Origin of the sequence: Rhizobium sp. R635 (genome assembly GCF_002211285.1) — a bacterium.
GTDB lineage: Bacteria > Pseudomonadota > Alphaproteobacteria > Rhizobiales > Rhizobiaceae > Rhizobium.
In genome coordinates this window covers 1-17,585 of the sequence record NZ_LOKX01000018.1, presented here as the reverse complement: position 1 = coordinate 17,585, position 17,585 = coordinate 1, and the positions used below count along the sequence as shown (strand labels likewise).

The following is a 17,585-nucleotide window of genomic DNA, read 5'->3' as shown; positions in this document are numbered from 1 at the left end:
CATTCCCCGTTATCGTCCTCGGATCTTGTCCGATCTGCCGATGATTTCCGCAAGCTCCTATCATCAAATACGGGTAACGGCTAGTTAGTCTTGATCATGAATTTGCCATCTCATCTCCATCTTTTGGCCTTCGACAAGCCTTCAAAAATGTGTCACAGTCCGGCGGTTGACACCTTGGTCCCCAACGAAGATGGTCGGGGAAAGGTAAGAGGAAGGAAGGGTCAAATGACAGTTGAAGCTCATCTTGAATCACTCCAGAAGAAGCATGTAGCACTCGAGGAGGAGTTGCACGCGCTCAGGACAGCTCCCTCTATTTCTGATACCGAAATTGCCGAATGCAAGCGCCGTAAGCTGCGCATCAAGGACGAGATTCAGCGTCTCAAGTCATCCGTCCATTAATCTTCCCAAGAGTCGCCGGGCGATCATCTTGCGTTAGAAGAGGTAAAAACCAATCCATTCCGCCTAAAATCTGCAAGACCCGGTGATTTGACACCAGAATTGCGCCAGTCCGATGCTTGGGGTATCGCGGCTGGCGCTTTTGCGAGGTGCGCCTCACAATGGTTCACGTGATTCGCATCGTGCCCACAGGTTGCGGGGTGCGCATCAGGCCCAGAACTGATCCAGCCATAAATTGAGCTTGTCGAAGCCGCGGTTGTTGACCGTGTAGATGCGCTTCGTGCCTTCCGACGTCACCGAGACGAGGTTGCTGTCGAGCAGCGCCTTCAGATGCTGCGACACGGCCGGCCGGCTGATCGGCAGGCCTTCGGCGAGCTCGTTGACCGTGCGTGGCGCACGGCGCAATTCCTCCAGCAGAAACCGCCGGTTCGGATCGGCAATCGCAGAGAAAGGGTCCGTGTTCGACATGCCGGGAAAGCTACGTCAAACCGGCCGTTCCAGCAAGGAAATTGTGCATTGCAGCGAGCTGCGGCCTTTACCAGCCGGCAAGGCCTTCACGCACGATCAGGAAAGCGGAGATCAAGGCCATCGCATACATGAAGGGATAGAAGATCTCCGGCTTCATGCGCCGCACGCACCAGGCGCCGGCAAGGGTGGCGAGCGGAGCAAAGGGCAGAAGGGTCGCCGAGGTCGCAAGGTTCTGCGTGCCGAGCTGGCCGAGCGCGAAATAGGGAATGAGCTTGATGGCATTGAGGATCGCGAAGAAGCGGACGCTGGTGCCGGTATATTCGCGCGGCTGCAGTTTGAGCGGCAGGGCATAGATCTGGAAGGGCGGGCCGCCGGCATGGGCGACGAAGCTGCCGTAACCTGAAAACGCGCCCCAGAAGCCGGCCGCGACCGGCCGCTGGCCGCGCGGCGGGATCACCTTGCCGACGCCGGGCCCGAAATTGTTCCAGAAATAGCGCAGGCAGAAGAGGATGGTCACCGCGCCGATGACGATGCGCAGAATATTGCCCGGAACGAGCGCCGATGTCGCCCAGCCGAGGCCGATGCCGAAGATGGCCCCGGGCAGCATGATTTTCAGCGTCGCCCAGTCGCCGTGCTTGCGCCAGATGACGAGCGAGATCATGTCCATGAAGACCAGGATCGGCAGCAGGATCGCCGCTGCCTCGACCGGCGAGACGACGAGGGCGAGAAAAGGCAGGCCGATCAGCGACAAAGCGTCGCCCATGCCGCCTTTCGCGAGCCCTACCAGCAGAACGGCGGGCACGGCGGCGTAGTAGAATGACAGATCCTGCGGCATGCTTTCGACGTCCTCCTCTTGCAAGCCTCCTCTAACGGAACTACTCACACAAAACGAGTGCGGATCCGCCCTTTCAAAGGGAATTCGCAGGAAACGGGAAGACCTCATGACCGAACCGGAAAATCGCTGCCGCCTTGTGCTCATCGTGCCTGATATCGCCGATGCCGATGAACAGGCAAAGATCGTCGCCGACGCGCTGAAGGGCGGCGACGTCGCTTCCGTGATCGTGCCGCAATACGGGCTCGACGACGGGACCTTCCAGAAACATGCCGAGAAGCTGGTGCCGGTGATCCAGGATGCAGGTGCTGCGGCGCTGATTGCTGGCGACAGCCGTGTGGCGGGGCGGGCAAAGGCGGACGGCCTGCACCTTTCTGCCAATGCGGAGGCGCTTTCGGAGGCGATCGACAAGCATGCGCCGAAGCTGATCGTCGGCGGCGGCAATGCGGCCGACCGGCATACGGCGCTGGAGATCGGCGAGGCCAGGCCGGACTATATCTTTTTCGGCAAGCTCGACGGGGATATCAAGCCGGAAGCGCATCCGAAAAACCTCGCGCTCGGCGAATGGTGGGCCTCGATGATCGAGATCCCCTGCATCGTCATGGGCGGCACCGATCCCGCATCGGCGCTCGCGGTCGCCGAAACCGGGGCGGAGTTCGTGGCGCTGCGGCTGGCGGTTTTCGGCGAAGCCGGCCGGGCGCCGTCCATCGTTGCCGAGATCAACGCCCTGCTTGACGAAAAAGCGCCACGGTTTGAGGATTGAAATCCCGCTCATGCCGATCCCGCCCGCCCGCCTTTTGAAATATTCCCTCGCCAGCATGGTCGCCTTCACGGCGGCCGGGCCGGATATCGTCCTGGCGCAGGCGCCCGACAGCGTCATCAGCCAGCCGGGCACGGCACCGGCGTCGACCTTCCGCACCGACCGGCTCGACGGCGGGGAGGTAAAGCCTTCCGATGGCGTCGGCGTATTCGACCGCATGGGGGCAAAGCTGCCCGATCTGCCGCCCGAGAAGGATTACAAGGGGCCGGTCGACGAGGCTTACGGTGCCTATCAGCGCGGCTATTACCTGACCGCGATGGATAAGGCGCTGCCGCGCGCCCAGCTCGGCGATCCGGCGGCGCAGACGCTGATCGGCGAGATCCTGTCGCAAGGCCTCGGCGTCAAGAAGGACGTGAAGAACGCCGCCTTCTGGTATGGCAAGGCGGCCGAGGGCGGCGATGCGGCGGCCATGTTCAAATATGCGTTGATGCTGATGGAAGGCCAGGGTGTGCCGCGTGACAAGGCCAAGGCGGACGGCTACATGCACAAGGCGGCCGAGGCCGGCAATCCATCGGCGGAATTCAACTGGGCGCAGCTTCTCGTCGCCGACAATCCCGGTGAAAAAGGCCTGAAGCTCGCGCTGCCCTTCTACGAGAAATCGGCCGAGCAGGGCATTGCCGATTCGCAATATGCCGTGGCGCAGATCTATGCGACGCTAAAAGACCTGCCGGAGGAAAAGAAGCAACTCGCCCGCGAGTGGATGGTGCGCGCCGCGCGTGCCGGCTTCGACACGGCCCAGCTCGATCTCGGCATCTGGCTGGTTAACGGCGTCGGCGGGCCGAAGGATTACGTCAAGGGTTTCGAATGGCTGAAGCTTGCCGCCAATGGCGGTAACGTCGTCGCGCAGAACAAGCTCGCCCATCTCTACATCAACGCCATCGGCACGCCGCCCAATCCGATCGAGGCGGCGAAATGGTACGTGCTGTCGCGCCGTGCCGGGCTTTCCGATCCCTCGCTCGAGGACTTCTATCTCGGCATCGAGGACGATCAGCAGAAGGCGGCGATCGACGCGGCCAACAAGTTCCGGCGGCGATAGCGATCGTTCTTCGCCTCTGACGACAGGCAAGCGGCCTCGCCTGTCAGTTTAAAGCGCTTGCCGCTCCCAGGCGGCGTGAATCAGAAAAGCGCGTCGGCGAAAAGGTCCTCGTCGTCTTCGGTTTTGGCGGTCTCGACGGGAGCCGGGGTATCGTCGTTGCCCGCCGGGATGATGCCGCGATGGGTGTTGCGCTCCTGGACCATCGTGTAGAGCTTGAAGATCTTGCGGTCGAGCGGCGCGATCGTCTCCGCGAGATCGGAGATATCGGCGACCTCCGCACCGGCGACGTTTTCGAGCAGATTGGCAGAGCGGGCAAGGACGTCGCCGAGATCATGCTGGAAATCGAGCTTGCCGATCAGCAGGCTGATCTTGGTGGCGACCTCGCGGCCGTTCTCGGCAAGCGCCTTCAGCTCATTTTCCATCACGTTGGCGGCTGAGCGGATGTTGTCGACGGCCGCCGTCAGGCTCTCGTCCAGGCCGCCGGCTCCGGCATCGGTGGCGGGGGCGACGCGGCCGGCCGCGGCTTCGAGCGCCGGCAGGCCGTTGACGATGGCGTCGGCGGAATCGTCGAGCTTGCCGGCGAAGATGCGCAGTTCGGCGGTGACGACGTTGATCGACTTGCCTTCCTCGCCCAAGCGGCTGCAACGCAGGTTGGTGTTCAAAGCCATATAGTGGATATCGGTCTTGACGGCGCGGATGTTGCCGATCGCTTCGAAGAGCTTGGCGGCCGTGCCGATCGTCGACTGGCTCACCGTGTCGGCCTGCCGGCTCGCCGTGTCGACCTGCTTGACGATCTCATGGGCGGCGGAAACGCTCGATTCGAGCGCACGCATGAAGTTGCCGTCGGCCTCGCCGCCCGCGCCGCTCATCTGATCGCGCAGCTTGAGAATTTCCCGCATGTCGTGGTCGAAGCTTGCGATCGTCTTCACGACGTTTTCCGAATCCCGCTGGAAATCGGCGCACATCTCGCTCATCTGCGCCGCGGTCAGATGATGAATGACGTTCTGGAGGCGCCGGCGCGCGCCGGCGTCGAGCCTGGAGCCCTCCTCGCCGGCAAAGAAATCCTCGAGCAGCGAAAACGTCGCCTGTACATGCTCGATGCGCTGGCGGGTGATGTCGCCGATCTGCAGGGCGGATAATGTCGAGGCGACCTTGGCCTGGACGCCGCGGGCAATCGCACCGACTTCGCGGGCAACGACGCCCAGATCCTTGCGGTGCCCGGCGATCTTGGCGGCATCGTCGCGCAGCGCCGCGGCGACAGCCGGAACGGTATCGGCATAACCTCGGGAAACGCTGGCGCCGAGCGAGGCGGCGAGCTTGACCTCTTTCTCGAGGCTGTCGAGATGGGTGGCGAAACGGTTGACCTCATCGGTGCCGGAATAGATGCGCTCCAGAATTTCCTGGGCGAAGCCGGCGAATTCGGGAAGGCCCGCGCCCGTTATCTTTACGGTCACGGCGAAGGTTCTGAGATAACGCATCGTCTCCTGCATGTCGGCGACGTGCTTGCGCAGATCCCTGCCGGTCTGCGCAAGCGAGACGAGCGCCTGCTGGCGGTTTTCCTCGGTGACCGGCAGTGCCGTCAGGCTTTCCACCGTTGCGCGGAGATCGGCACCGGTATCGCTCGACTCCTTGTTGTCGAGCGCCGTGGTGACGCTTTCGAGAGAATTCAATAGCCGGTTGAGAACATCCATCACCGACAGCAGCACCGTTCCGCCTTCAAGAAAACGTTCCTCGACCTGACTGCGGGCGGATTCAAGGCTCTGGCTGACGTCCCGTCCCGGTGTGTAGGCTGCAGCGTGCGGTGATACCTGAGCGTGTGCCAACTTTATACCTTTTCTTAAAACACAGGCAATTTGACTCTATTTTTACGGGCAGGATGGAAACGACCGGTAAACGCGCCAGACTCGCCTGCGTTGTGATTAACGAAAGATGTGGACGACGCTCCGTGCGAGACCACATAGCCGGCAATTATTGTCCAACTTGCTGTTTTTCTTTGCTTAATTCCCATTGCTGAGGGGGAAATACAACTTATCCCCGATGAGAATTGGGAGTCATGGGACTCGTTATACGACAGTTTCATACAACCGCTGTTTACCCGCCATTAACGCTGCCGTGAGAGTCCTCTTAGGGTCATCAAGTATTTCTCTGGCCGAGGGGGCTGCGTTGGGTACTCCAAAACAATATTACGAATCTATAAATTTGCCGGAGGCGCTGAGTATTCGCAATTCGTCCGAATTATATTCCAAGATTACTGATGAATTTCGCAGTCGAGATGCAGTTACTCTCAGCATTCCCGAAGGCGCGGAAGCGGATCTGAGTTTCGTTCAACTCCTCGAATCCTCGCGTCGTCAAGCAAAGGCCAAGGGAAAGACGTTCAAACTTTCTTCGCCGGCCAGCGGCTCGGTCCTGAAGGTACTTGAGCGCGCAGGTTTTATAGAATCCTTCGATCAAGAAGACTTAAATTTCTGGTTGCATAAAGAGGTGACGTTATGAGTGCAAATATCCTGACCGTAGATGATTCCGCCAGCATCCGCCTGACCACCAAGGTCACGCTGACGAATGCCGGCTACAGCGTCACCGAGGCGGTCAACGGGGCAGAGGGCCTTGCCGCGGCCAAGGGCGGCAGCTTCGATCTGATCGTGACTGATCTCAACATGCCCGTCATGGACGGGCTGACGATGATCGAGGAGCTGCGCAAGCTGCCGGGCCAGGCAGGCGTCCCGATCATCTTCCTGACGACGGAATCGGATGCCGATCTCAAGGCCCGCGCCAAGGCGGCCGGCGCGACCGGCTGGCTGACCAAGCCGTTCGATCCGGAAAGCCTCGTCAAGATCGTCAAGAAGGTCTTAGGAAGATGAGCACGCTCGATCCCGTCGCCGTCTTCCGCATGGAAGCTGCCGAATGCCTCGAAGCGATCGAGACCGGCCTTCTCGACCTCACTCACGATCTCGACAACAAGGATCTCGTCGACGCCGTGTTCCGTGGGCTTCACACGCTCAAGGGCTCGGGCGCGATGTTCGGCTTCGAGGCGCTCGCCGCCTTCACCCATCATTGCGAAACAGCCTTCGACCGCGTCCGCAAGGGCGAGGTCGGGGCGACCAGTGAACTCGTCGCCGCGGTTCTTGCCGCCCAGGACCACATGCGAGCCCTCGTCGATCAGCCGGACGCCGATCACGGGGATATCGGGCATAAGCTTCTGGCGCAGCTGCAGGCTGCCGTCGGCGGCAAGGCTGCGGCACCCGCAGCAGCGGCTGCTGCCGCTCCCGCATCGGTGCGCGAAGTTCCGGCAAAGAAGAGGAACAGCTGGCGCATTCGCTTCAGCCTGCCGGCCAATTCGATGGCCAACGGCACCAATCCTCTCGGCCTTCTGGACGAGCTGCGTGATCTCGGCGAATGCACCGTGTGCGCCGACACTTCGGCCATTCCGCCTCTCGACGGGCTCACTCCGACGGAACTCTACGTTTCCTGGGATGTGACGCTGACCAGCGAGCAGGACCGGTCGGCGATCGACGACGTCTTCATCTTCGTGCTCGACGACATGGAACTCAGCGTCGAGGAGATCGACGGCGCGGCAACGGCAACCGCCGCTGCTGTCGAAGCAAAGCCGGCGGCTGCTCCTGTCGCTGCAGCAATGACGATCCCGGTTCCGCCGGCTGTGGTGCCGGAGTTCCGCCCGGTCGAGGCGGTTCCGGTCAGGCGCGAGGCGCCCGCTGCCGCAAGCCAGGCGAAGGCCGCCGAGAACGTACGCGTTCCGGCCGAACGCCTGGACGAACTGATGGACCGCGTCGGCGAGCTCGTCATCGCGCAATCGCGCCTCAGCCAGCTTGCGAGCGCCAGCACCGATATCGCGCTGCGCTCCGTCTCGGAAGAAATCGAACGCCTTTCCGGCGAACTGCGCGACACGATGATGGTGCTGCGCATGGTGCCGGTCGCAACCCTCTTCTCGCGCTTCCGCCGCCTCGTCCACGATCTCGCCCGCGAGACCGGCAAGGTGATCGAACTGGTGACGGAGGGCGAAACGACCGAGGTCGACAAGACGGTCATCGAGCGCCTGGCCGATCCCCTGGTGCATCTGGTGCGCAACTCGATCGATCATGGCTTGGAAATGCCTGCCGATCGCCTGGCTGCCGGCAAGGCCAAAGCCGGCACCGTGACGCTTTCGGCCCGCCAGGCCGGCGGCGAGGTAATCATTTCGATCAAGGACGACGGCCGGGGCATCAATCGTGAACGGGTCCGCGCCAAGGCCGAATCCTCAGGGCTGATCCATCCCGGCCAGCCGCTTTCGGACTCGGAGCTGCTGCAACTGATCTTCGCTCCCGGCTTCTCGACGGCCGCCGCGATCACCAATCTGTCCGGGCGCGGCGTCGGCATGGACGTGGTCAAGAAGACGGTCGAAGCGCTGCGCGGCGCAATCGATATCGTCAGCGTGCCGGGTCAGGGTTCGGAAGTGTCGCTGCGCATACCGCTGACGCTTGCCATCATCGACGGCCTGCTGGTGCGTGTCGGTTCCGGCCGCTACGTCATTCCGCTCTCGGCGGTCGAGGAATGCCTCGAACTGTCGCTTGAGGAAGATCTTCGTTCGCGCGGCCGCAGCTTCATCTCGCTGCGTGACAGCCTGGTGCCGTTCCTGCGCCTGCGCGATCTCTTCCGCACCGGCACGAAACCCGACGTGCATCAGAAGGTCGTGGTGATCTCGACCGGCACGGAGCGCGTCGGCCTCGTCGTCGACCAGATCATCGGCGACCACCAGACGGTCATCAAGTCGATGTCGAAACTGCACGACAACGTGGCGACCTTCTCGGGCGCGACCATTCTCGGCGACGGCAGCGTCGCCCTCATTCTCGACGTCGGGCACCTGGTTGCCGCGGGTCAGCAACAGGAGGCGCAATTGCGGGTAGCAGGATGAGCGCAGCAGCAACAGTCGAACGATTTGACAATCACTGGAGCTATGCCGAGGAAGTCGAGGTCCTGACCTTCGATCTCAACGGCGAGACCTTCGCGCTGGAAGCGGTCATCGTCCAGGAAATCCTGGACCTGCTTCCGGAAACCGCGGTGCCGGGCAGCCAGCCCTTCGTCGCGAGCGTCATCAACTTTCGCGGCAAGGTCATTCCGCTCGCCGACCTGCGCCTCGCCTTCGGAATGGAGGCGGCGGAGGCCACGATCGACAGCCGTTTCATCGTCATCGAGATCGATCTGCAGGGCGAGCCGACGCTCGTCGGCCTCAGAACCGACAAGGTGAACGAGGTGACGACGCTTGCCAAGACGGCCAGCGAGGCTCCGCCGAGCGTCGGCATGCGCTGGCGCGCCGACTACATCAACTGCCTGGTGAAGAGGGGCGGGGAGTTCATCATTCTCCCGAACCTGCAGGCGATTTTTTCATCCAGGCATGACGCGGCGGGGGCCGTCAATTGACGCCGGATGAATTCAACGGGGGTTTTGGACCATGCGACTGACAATCAAGACGAAACTGGTGACTGCGTTCACCTTCATCATCCTCATGCTTTTGGGCACCGCCGCTTACGGTATCTTTAGCCTGGGATCGCTGAACGATACGATCGGCAATCTTCTTGCCGGCCCGGCGGCCCGCCTCGACCTTGCGCAGCAGATCAACATCGCGCAGCTCGAAGCCATCCGCCAGCAGAAGAACCTGCTGACCGCCCGCACTCCTGAAGAAAGCGCCGGCGCGATCGACAAGGGCAACCAGGCTCGCAAGGATTTTAGCGAGGCCTTCAACCATGTGCTGGGGCTCGCGACGGAAGAAGGCAAGGCCCGCTGGGCGCGCATCGCCGAGCTTTCCAAGGCTTTCAATGCAGCCGACGACCAGATCCGCGACTATCTGAAGGCCGGCAATGCCGAGGGGGCAAACACCGTCTCCATCACGGCAGCGCGTGCCGCGGCCAACGATATCGACTCGACCCTCGCCGAAATTCTGGCTCTTGAAAAGCAGCGCATGAAGAGTGCCGACGCCGAGGCCGACCAGCAGTATGCGACGACACGCACGACGATGATCGCCGTCGCGGCCGTTGCGCTGCTGATTGCCGCGATTACGGCCTTCTGGATTGCCAGCACGATCAGCAAGGGCCTCAGCCGCGCCAACACCGTGGTTCGCGAAGTGGCGGAAGGCGATCTGACGAAGATGGCCGACATCACCAGCCATGACGAAATCGGCGAACTTCTGGGCAACGTCAACATCATGATCGAACGCCTGCGTGGCGTCGTCGCCGACGCGCTTTCGGCCGCCGAAAACGTCTCGTCCGGCAGCCAGCAGCTCTCGGCAAGCTCCGAGCAGGTATCGCAGGGCGCCACGGAACAGGCGGCTTCCGCCGAGGAGGCTTCCGCTTCAATGGAGCAGATGGCCGCCAACATCAAGCAGAACGCCGACAACGCCGCGCAGACCGAAAAGATCGCCCGCCAGTCCGCCAAGGATGCGGAAGCCAGTGGCGAAGCCGTCACGCGCGCTGTCGATGCCATGCGTACGATCGCCCAGAAGATCAGCATCGTCCAGGAAATCGCTCGCCAGACCGACCTTCTCGCACTCAACGCGGCTGTGGAAGCAGCACGCGCCGGCGAGCACGGCAAGGGTTTTGCGGTCGTGGCCTCGGAAGTGCGCAAGCTTGCCGAACGCAGCCAGTCGGCCGCCGCCGAAATCAGCTCGATGTCGGGTGATACCGTAAAGGCCGCCGCCGATGCCGGTGAGATGCTCGGCCGTCTGGTGCCCGACATCCGCAAGACGGCGGAACTCGTCTCCGAGATCAGCGCCGCCTGCCGCGAGCAGGATATCGGCGCCTCCCAGATCAACGAGGCGATCCAGCAACTCGACAAGGTGACGCAGCAGAATGCCGGTGCTTCCGAGCAGATGTCCGCTACCTCGGAAGAACTCGCGAGCCAGGCCGAAGAACTGCAGACGTCGATCGCCTTCTTCAAGGTCGATACGGCAGGCAGCGCACGGCCCGGTGCCCAGAAGACGCAGCCGAAAGGCCCGGCCAAGGTGATCAAGGCTCCGGCCGTTGCCCGCAAGCCTGCTCCGCACGCCCAAAGCCAGGGCCGCGGCCAGACGGTTTCGGCCCAGCAGCAGCGCCTCAAGGGCTTCGCTCTCGACATGTCGATGGGCGGTCCTGACGACGGCGACGACGATTTCAGAGAGAGCGCATAAATGCGCCTCTTGGAGGAGAGTGCCGAGCATTCTCCCGGGTGAAGCGCCTCAGCCTTCGCCTTCATGTGATCCCTCGGGCTGCCCTGGTGGCCCGAGGCGGGAAATATCCCAACGCGTGTAGGCGTTGGCGCTGCGACCGATAGATGTCCGGCCGCCGGGAAGTGAATGTAGTCGCTTTCCCCCTTTCAGACACATCACTCTGAAGTTCGGCGTTCCTTGGACCGGAACGTCTCTCTATCCAATCGTTTTGCGCATAGAACGGGGTATCACATGCGTTTCACCATTAAGCTCAAACTCGGCCTTGCCTTCTCAGTCATGACGCTGCTTCTGATCGGCATCGCAGTTTACGGAAGCCTGAGCCTCGGCACCTTGAACGAGGCGAGCGGCGATATGATCGATGGGCCGGTGCGCCGCCTGGAGCTGGCGCTGAATGCCAATATTGCCGAAGTCAACGCGATCCGCGCGCAGAAGAACGCGCTGCTCTCCACCGATCCCGAGACCGCCGCCGGCTTTTACAAGGAAGCCGACCAGAACCTGCAGGCCATGTTCGACACCGTCGATGCCGGCCTTGCCATCGCCACGACAGAAGGCAAGGTCCATTGGGAGAAGCTGCGGGCGATCGGCGGAAAATTCCGCGAAAAATCCGCCGAACTGCAGCAGCTCGACGCCAGAGGCGACAAGGCAGGCGCGCTTGCGCTTTCGCTCGGCGATCTCAGGGTGATGACCGACGATATGGCTGGCGCGATCACTTCCCTGATCGAGATCCAGCGCAAGAGCATGCAGGCGACCGACCATGCCAATACCGAGCTTTACGATTCGACCAAGCTCATCCTCACCACGGCATCGGGTATCGCCGTGCTCGTGGCTCTCGGCGCCGCCTTGTGGATCACGCTCGGAATCAACAATGGCCTGCGGAAGATCACGAGCGTCGCAAACGCCGTGGCTATCGGCGATCTCAATCAGAAGGTCGACGTCAGGACCAATGACGAGATCAAGGATCTCATCGATACCGTCAACACCATGACCGCCAACCTGCGCGCGACGGCGGCCCTTGCCGACCAGATCGCCATGGGCGACCTGACGACCGATGCCAAGCCGCTCTCGGACAAGGATACGCTCGGCATCGCGATGCAGAGCATGATCGCCAACCTCAGGACCACGGCAGGGATCGCCGACCAGATCGCCAACGGCGACTTGACGGTGTCGCCGAAGCCGCTCTCCGACAAGGATGCGCTGGGCCTTGCCCTGGAGCAGATGGTCGAGCGCTTGCGCGGCGTCGTCGCCGACGCGATCTCGGCCGCCGAAAATGTTTCGGCCGGCAGCCAGGAGCTTTCGGCAAGCTCCGAGCAGGTATCGCAGGGCGCCACGGAGCAGGCGGCTTCCGCCGAAGAAGCTTCCGCCTCGATGGAAGAGATGGCCTCGAACATCAAGCAGAATGCCGACAATGCGGCCCAGACGGAAAAGATCGCCCGCCAGTCCGCCAAGGATGCGGAAGCGAGCGGCGAGGCCGTCTCCCGCGCGGTCGATGCCATGCGCACGATCGCCCAGAAGATCGGCATCGTCCAGGAAATCGCCCGCCAAACCGACCTGCTCGCCCTCAACGCGGCCGTCGAAGCGGCCCGCGCCGGCGAGCACGGCAAGGGCTTTGCGGTTGTCGCCTCGGAAGTGCGCAAGCTTGCCGAACGCAGCCAGTCGGCGGCGGCCGAAATCAGCTCGATGTCGAGCGACACCGTGACGGCAGCCCAGGAAGCCGGCGAAATGCTCGGCCGCCTGGTGCCCGACATCCGCAAGACGGCCGAGCTGGTCTCGGAGATCAGTGCGGCCTGCCGCGAGCAGGATATCGGCGCGGCGCAGATCAACGAGGCGATCCAGCAGCTCGACAAGGTGACGCAGCAGAATGCCGGCGCCTCCGAGCAGATGTCCGCTACCTCGGAAGAGCTCGCGAGCCAGGCTGAAGAACTGCAGACGTCGATCGCCTTCTTCAAGGTCGATACGGCAGGCAGCCGCCGTGATCGCGCGCCGGCGGCCAGGACGACGGTGCGGAGCCCCGCTCCCGCCGCCCGCAAGCCTGCGGCCAGGAAACCGGCCGCCGGCAGCGTCGCTGCTCAACAGGCGCGAGTGAAAGGGTTTGCCCTCGACATGTCGATGGGCGGTCCCGACACCGTTGACGACGAGTTTAGGGAGAGCGCCTAGCGCGCTCCTTGGGGAGAATGCTCCTCTGGAGACGTGCATGAGCGCTATCTCCGTTCGAAACTGTCGTGGGCCAGCCACATGGCCCATGACACACGCTTCCGGCGCTTGGGGGTGCCGGTACTTCTCCCTGTAACAGGTTTTCGCCTGACGGAATTTCTTTGCTGCATGATGCCGCGCCGCCTGGACCATATTTATTGCCTCGCTCTCAGAGAGGAATATTGAGATGCGTATTACGATCAAACTTAAACTCGCAGCCGCCTTCGGCTTTGTCATAGTCTTGCTGGCCGGCAGCGCGGTCTATGGAATCTTGAGCCTTAGTTCACTGAACGACGCCGTCAGCAACCTTGTTGCAGGTCCCGCGAAAAGACTGGAACTGGCAATGGAAGCGAAGACCGCCGAGCTCGATGCCGTTCGTTGGCAGAAAAACGCCCTTCTGGAGATGGATCCTGAAATGGTCAGGAAGCACTATCAGAATGCCGCAAAGAGTGTGGATGAAATGATCGCTTTGGTGACAACCGGCCAACAGCTCGCAACTCCCGAGGGCAAGCCCAGTTGGGACAGGCTGCTCGATCTCGCCAAACGCTTCGACGAAGGCTCCAACAGAGTCGCCTCTACCCAGGAAGGCGGCGACAGGGCAGGGGCCGTGGCGCTTTCCTCAGGGGAGGTTCGCGGCCTCGTCCTGGAGTTGGAAGATGTTTTCGAGACGCTCGTCACGCTTCAGCAAAAAGCGATGGCTCAAGCCGATAACGACACAGACATCCTTTACAGCTCGACGAAGAATACGCTGATCGGTGTAGCGATCGGGGCTTCCGTCATTGCTTTCGCCGCTGCCCTTTGGATTGCGCTCGGCGTCAACAGCGGCTTGCGCAAGATCATGAACGTTGCCAGCGCTGTCGCGATCGGTGACCTGAACCAGAAGGTCGAGATCAGAAGCAATGACGAGATCAAGGATCTGGTCAACATGATCAACACCATGACGGAGAACCTTCGCATCACCGCGAACATTGCGGCGCAGATCGCCGACGGCGATCTGACTGTCGCACCGAAGCCGCTTTCGGAGAAGGATACGCTCGGCATTGCGCTCGAGCAGATGGTCGAGCGCCTGCGTGGCGTCGTCGCCGATGCGGCTGCTGCCGCAGAAAATGTTTCGGCCGGCAGCCAGGAACTGTCCTCGAGCTCCGAGCAGGTGTCACAGGGCGCCAGCGAACAGGCGGCTTCCGCCGAAGAGGCGTCCGCCTCGATGGAGGAGATGGCCGCCAACATCAAGCAGAATGCCGACAACGCGGCGCAGACCGAAAAGATCGCCCGCCAGTCGGCCAAGGATGCCGAGATGAGCGGCGAAGCGGTGTCGCGCGCCGTCCAGGCGATGCGGACCATCGCCGAGAAGATCAGCATCGTTCAGGAAATCGCCCGCCAGACCGATCTTCTGGCGCTCAACGCCGCCGTCGAAGCGGCGCGTGCCGGCGAACACGGCAAGGGGTTTGCGGTTGTCGCCTCCGAGGTGCGCAAGCTTGCCGAACGCAGCCAGTCGGCCGCTGCCGAAATCAGCTCGATGTCGGGCGATACGGTCAAGGCTGCCCAGGACGCCGGCGACATGCTCGGCCGGCTGGTGCCCGACATCCGCAAGACGGCCGAACTGGTTTCCGAAATCAGCGCCGCTTGCCGCGAGCAGGATATCGGCGCGTCGCAGATCAATGAAGCGATCCAGCAGCTCGACCGGGTGACGCAGCAGAATGCAGGCGCTTCCGAGGAGATGTCTGCAACTTCCGAGGAACTCGCCTCCCAAGCCGAAGAACTGCAGGCGTCGATCGCCTTCTTCAAGATCGATGCGGCAGGCGACCGCCAATCCCGGACGCCGGCTGCGAAGGTCACTGTCCGCAGTTCGGCTCCCCTCACCGGCCGCAAGCTCGGTGTCAGGACCCCCGCCGCCAACAGCGTCGCCGGCCAGCAAGCGCGGGCGAAGGGTTTCGCTCTCGATCTCTCCATGGGCGGTCCCGATGATGGAGACGCCGAATTCAAGGAAAGCGCGTGATCATGGCTCCGACATCTCTGGAAGCGCAATTCGTGACCTTCAGCCTCGGCGAGGAGATCTTCGCCGTGCCGGTCGAGGTCGTGCGGGAAATCCTCGACTATGCGGAAGCGTTCAAGATTCCGAACGGTCCCGACTATCTGCTCGGCCTGCGTGACGTGCGCGGGCAGGGCGTGCCGACGATCGATCTTCGATTGAAGCTCGGCATGACGAAGACCGTGCCGACGCCGCATACGCGGGTGCTCGTCCTCGACGTGCCGATGGAAAGCCGGCTGCTGACGCTGGGCCTCGTCGCCGACCGCGTCTTCGAAGTCACGCCGTTCCGGCACGACCAGATCGAGACGGCGCCCGACATCGGCGTGCGCTGGCGCTCGGACTATATTGCAGGCGTCGTTCGCCGTGAAAACGGCTTCGTCGTCATCATCGATCTCGCGCGGCTCTTGTCGCGCGAGGATACCTCGGCACTGCAATCGGCCGCCTGAGCGCGCATCAACCCGGAGTACTGCTTTCTATGAGTATGGCAGCGGTGGAAACCCAATTGCCGGGTGATCGGATCAGCAAGCGCAATTTCGAAAAGCTTGCCCGGTTCATCTACGACTACAGCGGCATCAAGATGCCGCCGACCAAGCTGACGATGCTCGAAGGGCGGCTGCGGCGCCGCCTTCGCGCAACCAACCATTCGACCTTCGACGATTATTGCGACTTCCTGTTCAATCACGACGGGCTTGCCCAGGAAACCGTCTATCTGATCGACGTGGTGACGACCAACAAGACCGACTTCTTTCGGGAAGCCAAGCATTTCGAATATATGCAGACCGTGGCGCTGCCGACGATCGCCAATAGCGGCGTGCGCACCATCCGCACCTGGAGTTCGGCCTGCTCGACAGGGGCCGAACCCTATACGATGGCGATGGTGCTGGCGGAATTCGCGGAAGGTCGCAACGACGTTTCCTACAGCGTGCTTGCCACCGATCTTTCCACCGACGTCTTGCAGACGGCGCGCCGGGGCATCTATCCGGAAGACCTGATCGCGCCCGTGCCGCGCGATCTGCAGCGCAAATATGTGCTGGTCGCCAAGCAGCAAGGCCGCAAGGAGGTGCGCATAAACCCGAAGCTGCGCAGCAGGGTGGGGTTTGCCCGGATGAACCTGATGGACGACAAATATCCGGTCGGCGACTTGATGAATATCATCTTCTGCCGCAACGTGCTGATCTACTTCGACAAGCAGACTCAGGCCGGCGTGCTCAACCGCCTCTGCGATTGCCTGGCGAAGGGTGGCTACATGTTCATCGGCCACTCCGAGTCGATCACCGGTTTCGACCTGCCGCTGAAACAGGTCTCGAACACGGTGTTCCAGCGTATCTAGAGGCGTTCATGCGCAAGAAAATCCGCGTTCTCATCATCGACGATTCCGCCAGCGTCCGGCAGACGCTGGCCCACGTGCTGGAGCAGGATCCCGATATCGAGATCATGGCGGTGGCGTCCGATCCCTTCGTGGCGGCGCGCAGGCTGCTGGACGAGGTCCCCGATGTCATCACGCTCGACGTGGAGATGCCGCGCATGGATGGCATCACCTTCCTGCGCAAGCTGATGGCGCAGCGGCCGATCCCGGTCGTGATGTGCTCGTCGCTGACCGAGGCGGGCTCGGAAACGCTGATTCAGGCTTTGGAGGCGGGTGCCGTCGACGTCATCCTGAAGTCGAAGATCGGCGCCGCCGACAGCCTTGCCGATGACGCCATGCGCATTCGCGAAGTCGTCAAGAGCGCCTCGCAGGCGCGGCTTTCCACAGTCCGCCGCGCGGCCGGGACCATTCGCTCGGCTTCCGCCGAGGGGCCGGCCAAGAAGCTGACGGCCGATGCCATGCTGCCGCCGCCGACGGGGCAGGCCATGGCGAAGACGACGGAGATGGTCGTCTGCGTCGGCGCCTCCACCGGCGGAACCGAAGCACTGCGCGAGTTCCTGGAGGAACTGCCGGCCAATGCGCCCGGCATGGTCATCGTCCAGCATATGCCGGAGAAATTCACCGCCGCCTTCGCCAAGCGGCTGAACGGGCTCTGCGAGGTCGAGGTCAAGGAGGCCGCTGACGGCGATCCGGTGCTGCGCGGCCATGTCTTGATCGCGCCCGGCGACAGGCACACGCTGCTCGAACGCCAGGGCGCGCGCTATCATGTGAGCGTGAAGACAGGGCCGCTGGTCTCCCGCCACCGGCCGTCCGTCGACGTGCTCTTCCGTTCGGCGGCGCGTTCGGCCGGCTCGAACGCCATGGGAATCATCATGACGGGCATGGGCGACGACGGCGCGCGCGGCATGCTGGAAATGCATCAGGCCGGCGCCTACACGGTGGCGCAGGACGAGGCGAGTTCCGTCGTTTTCGGCATGCCGAAGGAGGCGATCGCCAAGGGCGGCGTCGACCGCGTCCTGCCGCTCGATCAGATCGCCCGCGAAGTGCTGATAACGCAGCAGAAATTCTGAGATCGGCGCCAACCGGCCGGCAAAGGGAGCGATTTGCGATGCTGCAGGGCAGCCATGCGCAGGGGAATCGCTTCAGGTTAATTTATTGCTTGGGTGATGAGCTTTTCGAGATAGTCGTCGTTGAGGTTTGCCTTTTTTCGCCGGACTTTGAGGCTGTGCTTGTCGTTTGGATTTCTGACGAGGTTC

16 protein-coding genes are annotated in these 17,585 nt (G+C 62.4%); 13 read left to right on the top strand and 3 right to left on the bottom strand.

From position 1 onward, the window contains the following. Positions 1 to 225: 225 nt before the first annotated feature. Entirely contained in the window at positions 226 to 399 is a 174-nt protein-coding gene (locus tag ATY78_RS15160; RefSeq protein WP_008533139.1) for a DUF465 domain-containing protein, read from the top strand. 204 nt (positions 400 to 603) lie between these two features. On the opposite strand, the gene ATY78_RS15155 is transcribed toward ATY78_RS15160, so the two are convergent. Next, the gene (locus ATY78_RS15155; RefSeq protein ID WP_003542830.1) at positions 604 to 864 is read right to left on the bottom strand and encodes a metalloregulator ArsR/SmtB family transcription factor; all 261 of its coding nucleotides are present in this window, start codon (positions 862 to 864) and stop codon (positions 604 to 606) included. 67 nt (positions 865 to 931) lie between these two features. Beyond that, the gene (locus ATY78_RS15150) at positions 932 to 1,699 is read right to left on the bottom strand and encodes a sulfite exporter TauE/SafE family protein (RefSeq protein ID WP_088683191.1); all 768 of its coding nucleotides are present in this window, start codon (positions 1,697 to 1,699) and stop codon (positions 932 to 934) included. Positions 1,700 to 1,805: 106 nt separating this feature from the next. On the opposite strand from ATY78_RS15150, the gene ATY78_RS15145 reads away from it, so the two are divergent. Together ATY78_RS15145 and ATY78_RS15140 are read left to right on the top strand one after the other, a co-directional pair. Next, positions 1,806 to 2,459 carry a thiamine phosphate synthase gene (locus ATY78_RS15145; RefSeq protein ID WP_088683144.1) on the top strand — a complete coding sequence of 218 codons (654 nt, stop codon included), beginning with the start codon at positions 1,806 to 1,808 and terminating at the stop codon, positions 2,457 to 2,459. A gap of 10 nt (positions 2,460 to 2,469) precedes the next feature. Next, positions 2,470 to 3,552: a tetratricopeptide repeat protein gene (locus ATY78_RS15140; RefSeq protein WP_088683143.1), complete on the top strand. Its 1,083-nt coding sequence runs from the start codon at positions 2,470 to 2,472 to the stop codon at positions 3,550 to 3,552. A gap of 80 nt (positions 3,553 to 3,632) precedes the next feature. Here the strand turns inward: ATY78_RS15140 and ATY78_RS15135 are convergent, their stop codons facing one another. Continuing rightward, a complete protein-coding gene (locus ATY78_RS15135; RefSeq protein WP_088683142.1) occupies positions 3,633 to 5,375 on the bottom strand; it encodes a methyl-accepting chemotaxis protein in 1,743 nt (580 codons plus the stop codon). Positions 5,376 to 5,715: 340 nt separating this feature from the next. Between ATY78_RS15135 and ATY78_RS15130 the strand changes: the two genes are divergently transcribed. From ATY78_RS15130 to ATY78_RS15085, 10 genes are all read left to right on the top strand, one after another. Continuing rightward, positions 5,716 to 6,045: an STAS domain-containing protein gene (locus ATY78_RS15130; RefSeq protein ID WP_088683141.1), complete on the top strand. Its 330-nt coding sequence runs from the start codon at positions 5,716 to 5,718 to the stop codon at positions 6,043 to 6,045. Further along, positions 6,042 to 6,410 (top strand): response regulator, encoded by a 369-nt coding sequence (locus tag ATY78_RS15125; protein WP_088683140.1) that lies wholly within the window; start codon positions 6,042 to 6,044, stop codon positions 6,408 to 6,410. The genes ATY78_RS15130 and ATY78_RS15125 overlap by 4 nt, the downstream gene beginning before the upstream one ends. Continuing rightward, complete coding sequence (locus ATY78_RS15120) at positions 6,407 to 8,458, top strand: chemotaxis protein CheA (protein WP_088683139.1); 2,052 nt, start codon at positions 6,407 to 6,409, stop codon at positions 8,456 to 8,458. The genes ATY78_RS15125 and ATY78_RS15120 overlap by 4 nt, the downstream gene beginning before the upstream one ends. Further along, positions 8,455 to 8,964, top strand: a complete 510-nt coding sequence (locus ATY78_RS15115; protein WP_088683138.1) for a chemotaxis protein CheW — start codon at positions 8,455 to 8,457, stop codon at positions 8,962 to 8,964. The genes ATY78_RS15120 and ATY78_RS15115 overlap by 4 nt, the downstream gene beginning before the upstream one ends. 31 nt (positions 8,965 to 8,995) lie before the next feature. After that, entirely contained in the window at positions 8,996 to 10,705 is a 1,710-nt protein-coding gene (locus tag ATY78_RS15110) for a methyl-accepting chemotaxis protein (RefSeq protein WP_088683137.1), read from the top strand. A gap of 270 nt (positions 10,706 to 10,975) precedes the next feature. Beyond that, the gene (locus tag ATY78_RS15105) at positions 10,976 to 12,898 is read left to right on the top strand and encodes a methyl-accepting chemotaxis protein (RefSeq protein WP_088683136.1); all 1,923 of its coding nucleotides are present in this window, start codon (positions 10,976 to 10,978) and stop codon (positions 12,896 to 12,898) included. Positions 12,899 to 13,121: 223 nt separating this feature from the next. After that, on the top strand, positions 13,122 to 14,930 hold the full coding sequence (locus ATY78_RS15100) for a methyl-accepting chemotaxis protein (protein ID WP_088683135.1): 1,809 nt from the start codon (positions 13,122 to 13,124) through the stop codon (positions 14,928 to 14,930). A 2-nt stretch (positions 14,931 to 14,932) separates the two neighbouring features. Continuing rightward, positions 14,933 to 15,409 (top strand): chemotaxis protein CheW, encoded by a 477-nt coding sequence (locus ATY78_RS15095; protein ID WP_088683134.1) that lies wholly within the window; start codon positions 14,933 to 14,935, stop codon positions 15,407 to 15,409. A gap of 29 nt (positions 15,410 to 15,438) precedes the next feature. Then, positions 15,439 to 16,293: a CheR family methyltransferase gene (locus ATY78_RS15090; protein ID WP_088683133.1), complete on the top strand. Its 855-nt coding sequence runs from the start codon at positions 15,439 to 15,441 to the stop codon at positions 16,291 to 16,293. Positions 16,294 to 16,301: 8 nt separating this feature from the next. Then, positions 16,302 to 17,399 (top strand): chemotaxis response regulator protein-glutamate methylesterase, encoded by a 1,098-nt coding sequence (locus ATY78_RS15085; protein WP_088683132.1) that lies wholly within the window; start codon positions 16,302 to 16,304, stop codon positions 17,397 to 17,399. Positions 17,400 to 17,585: the final 186 nt, after the last annotated feature.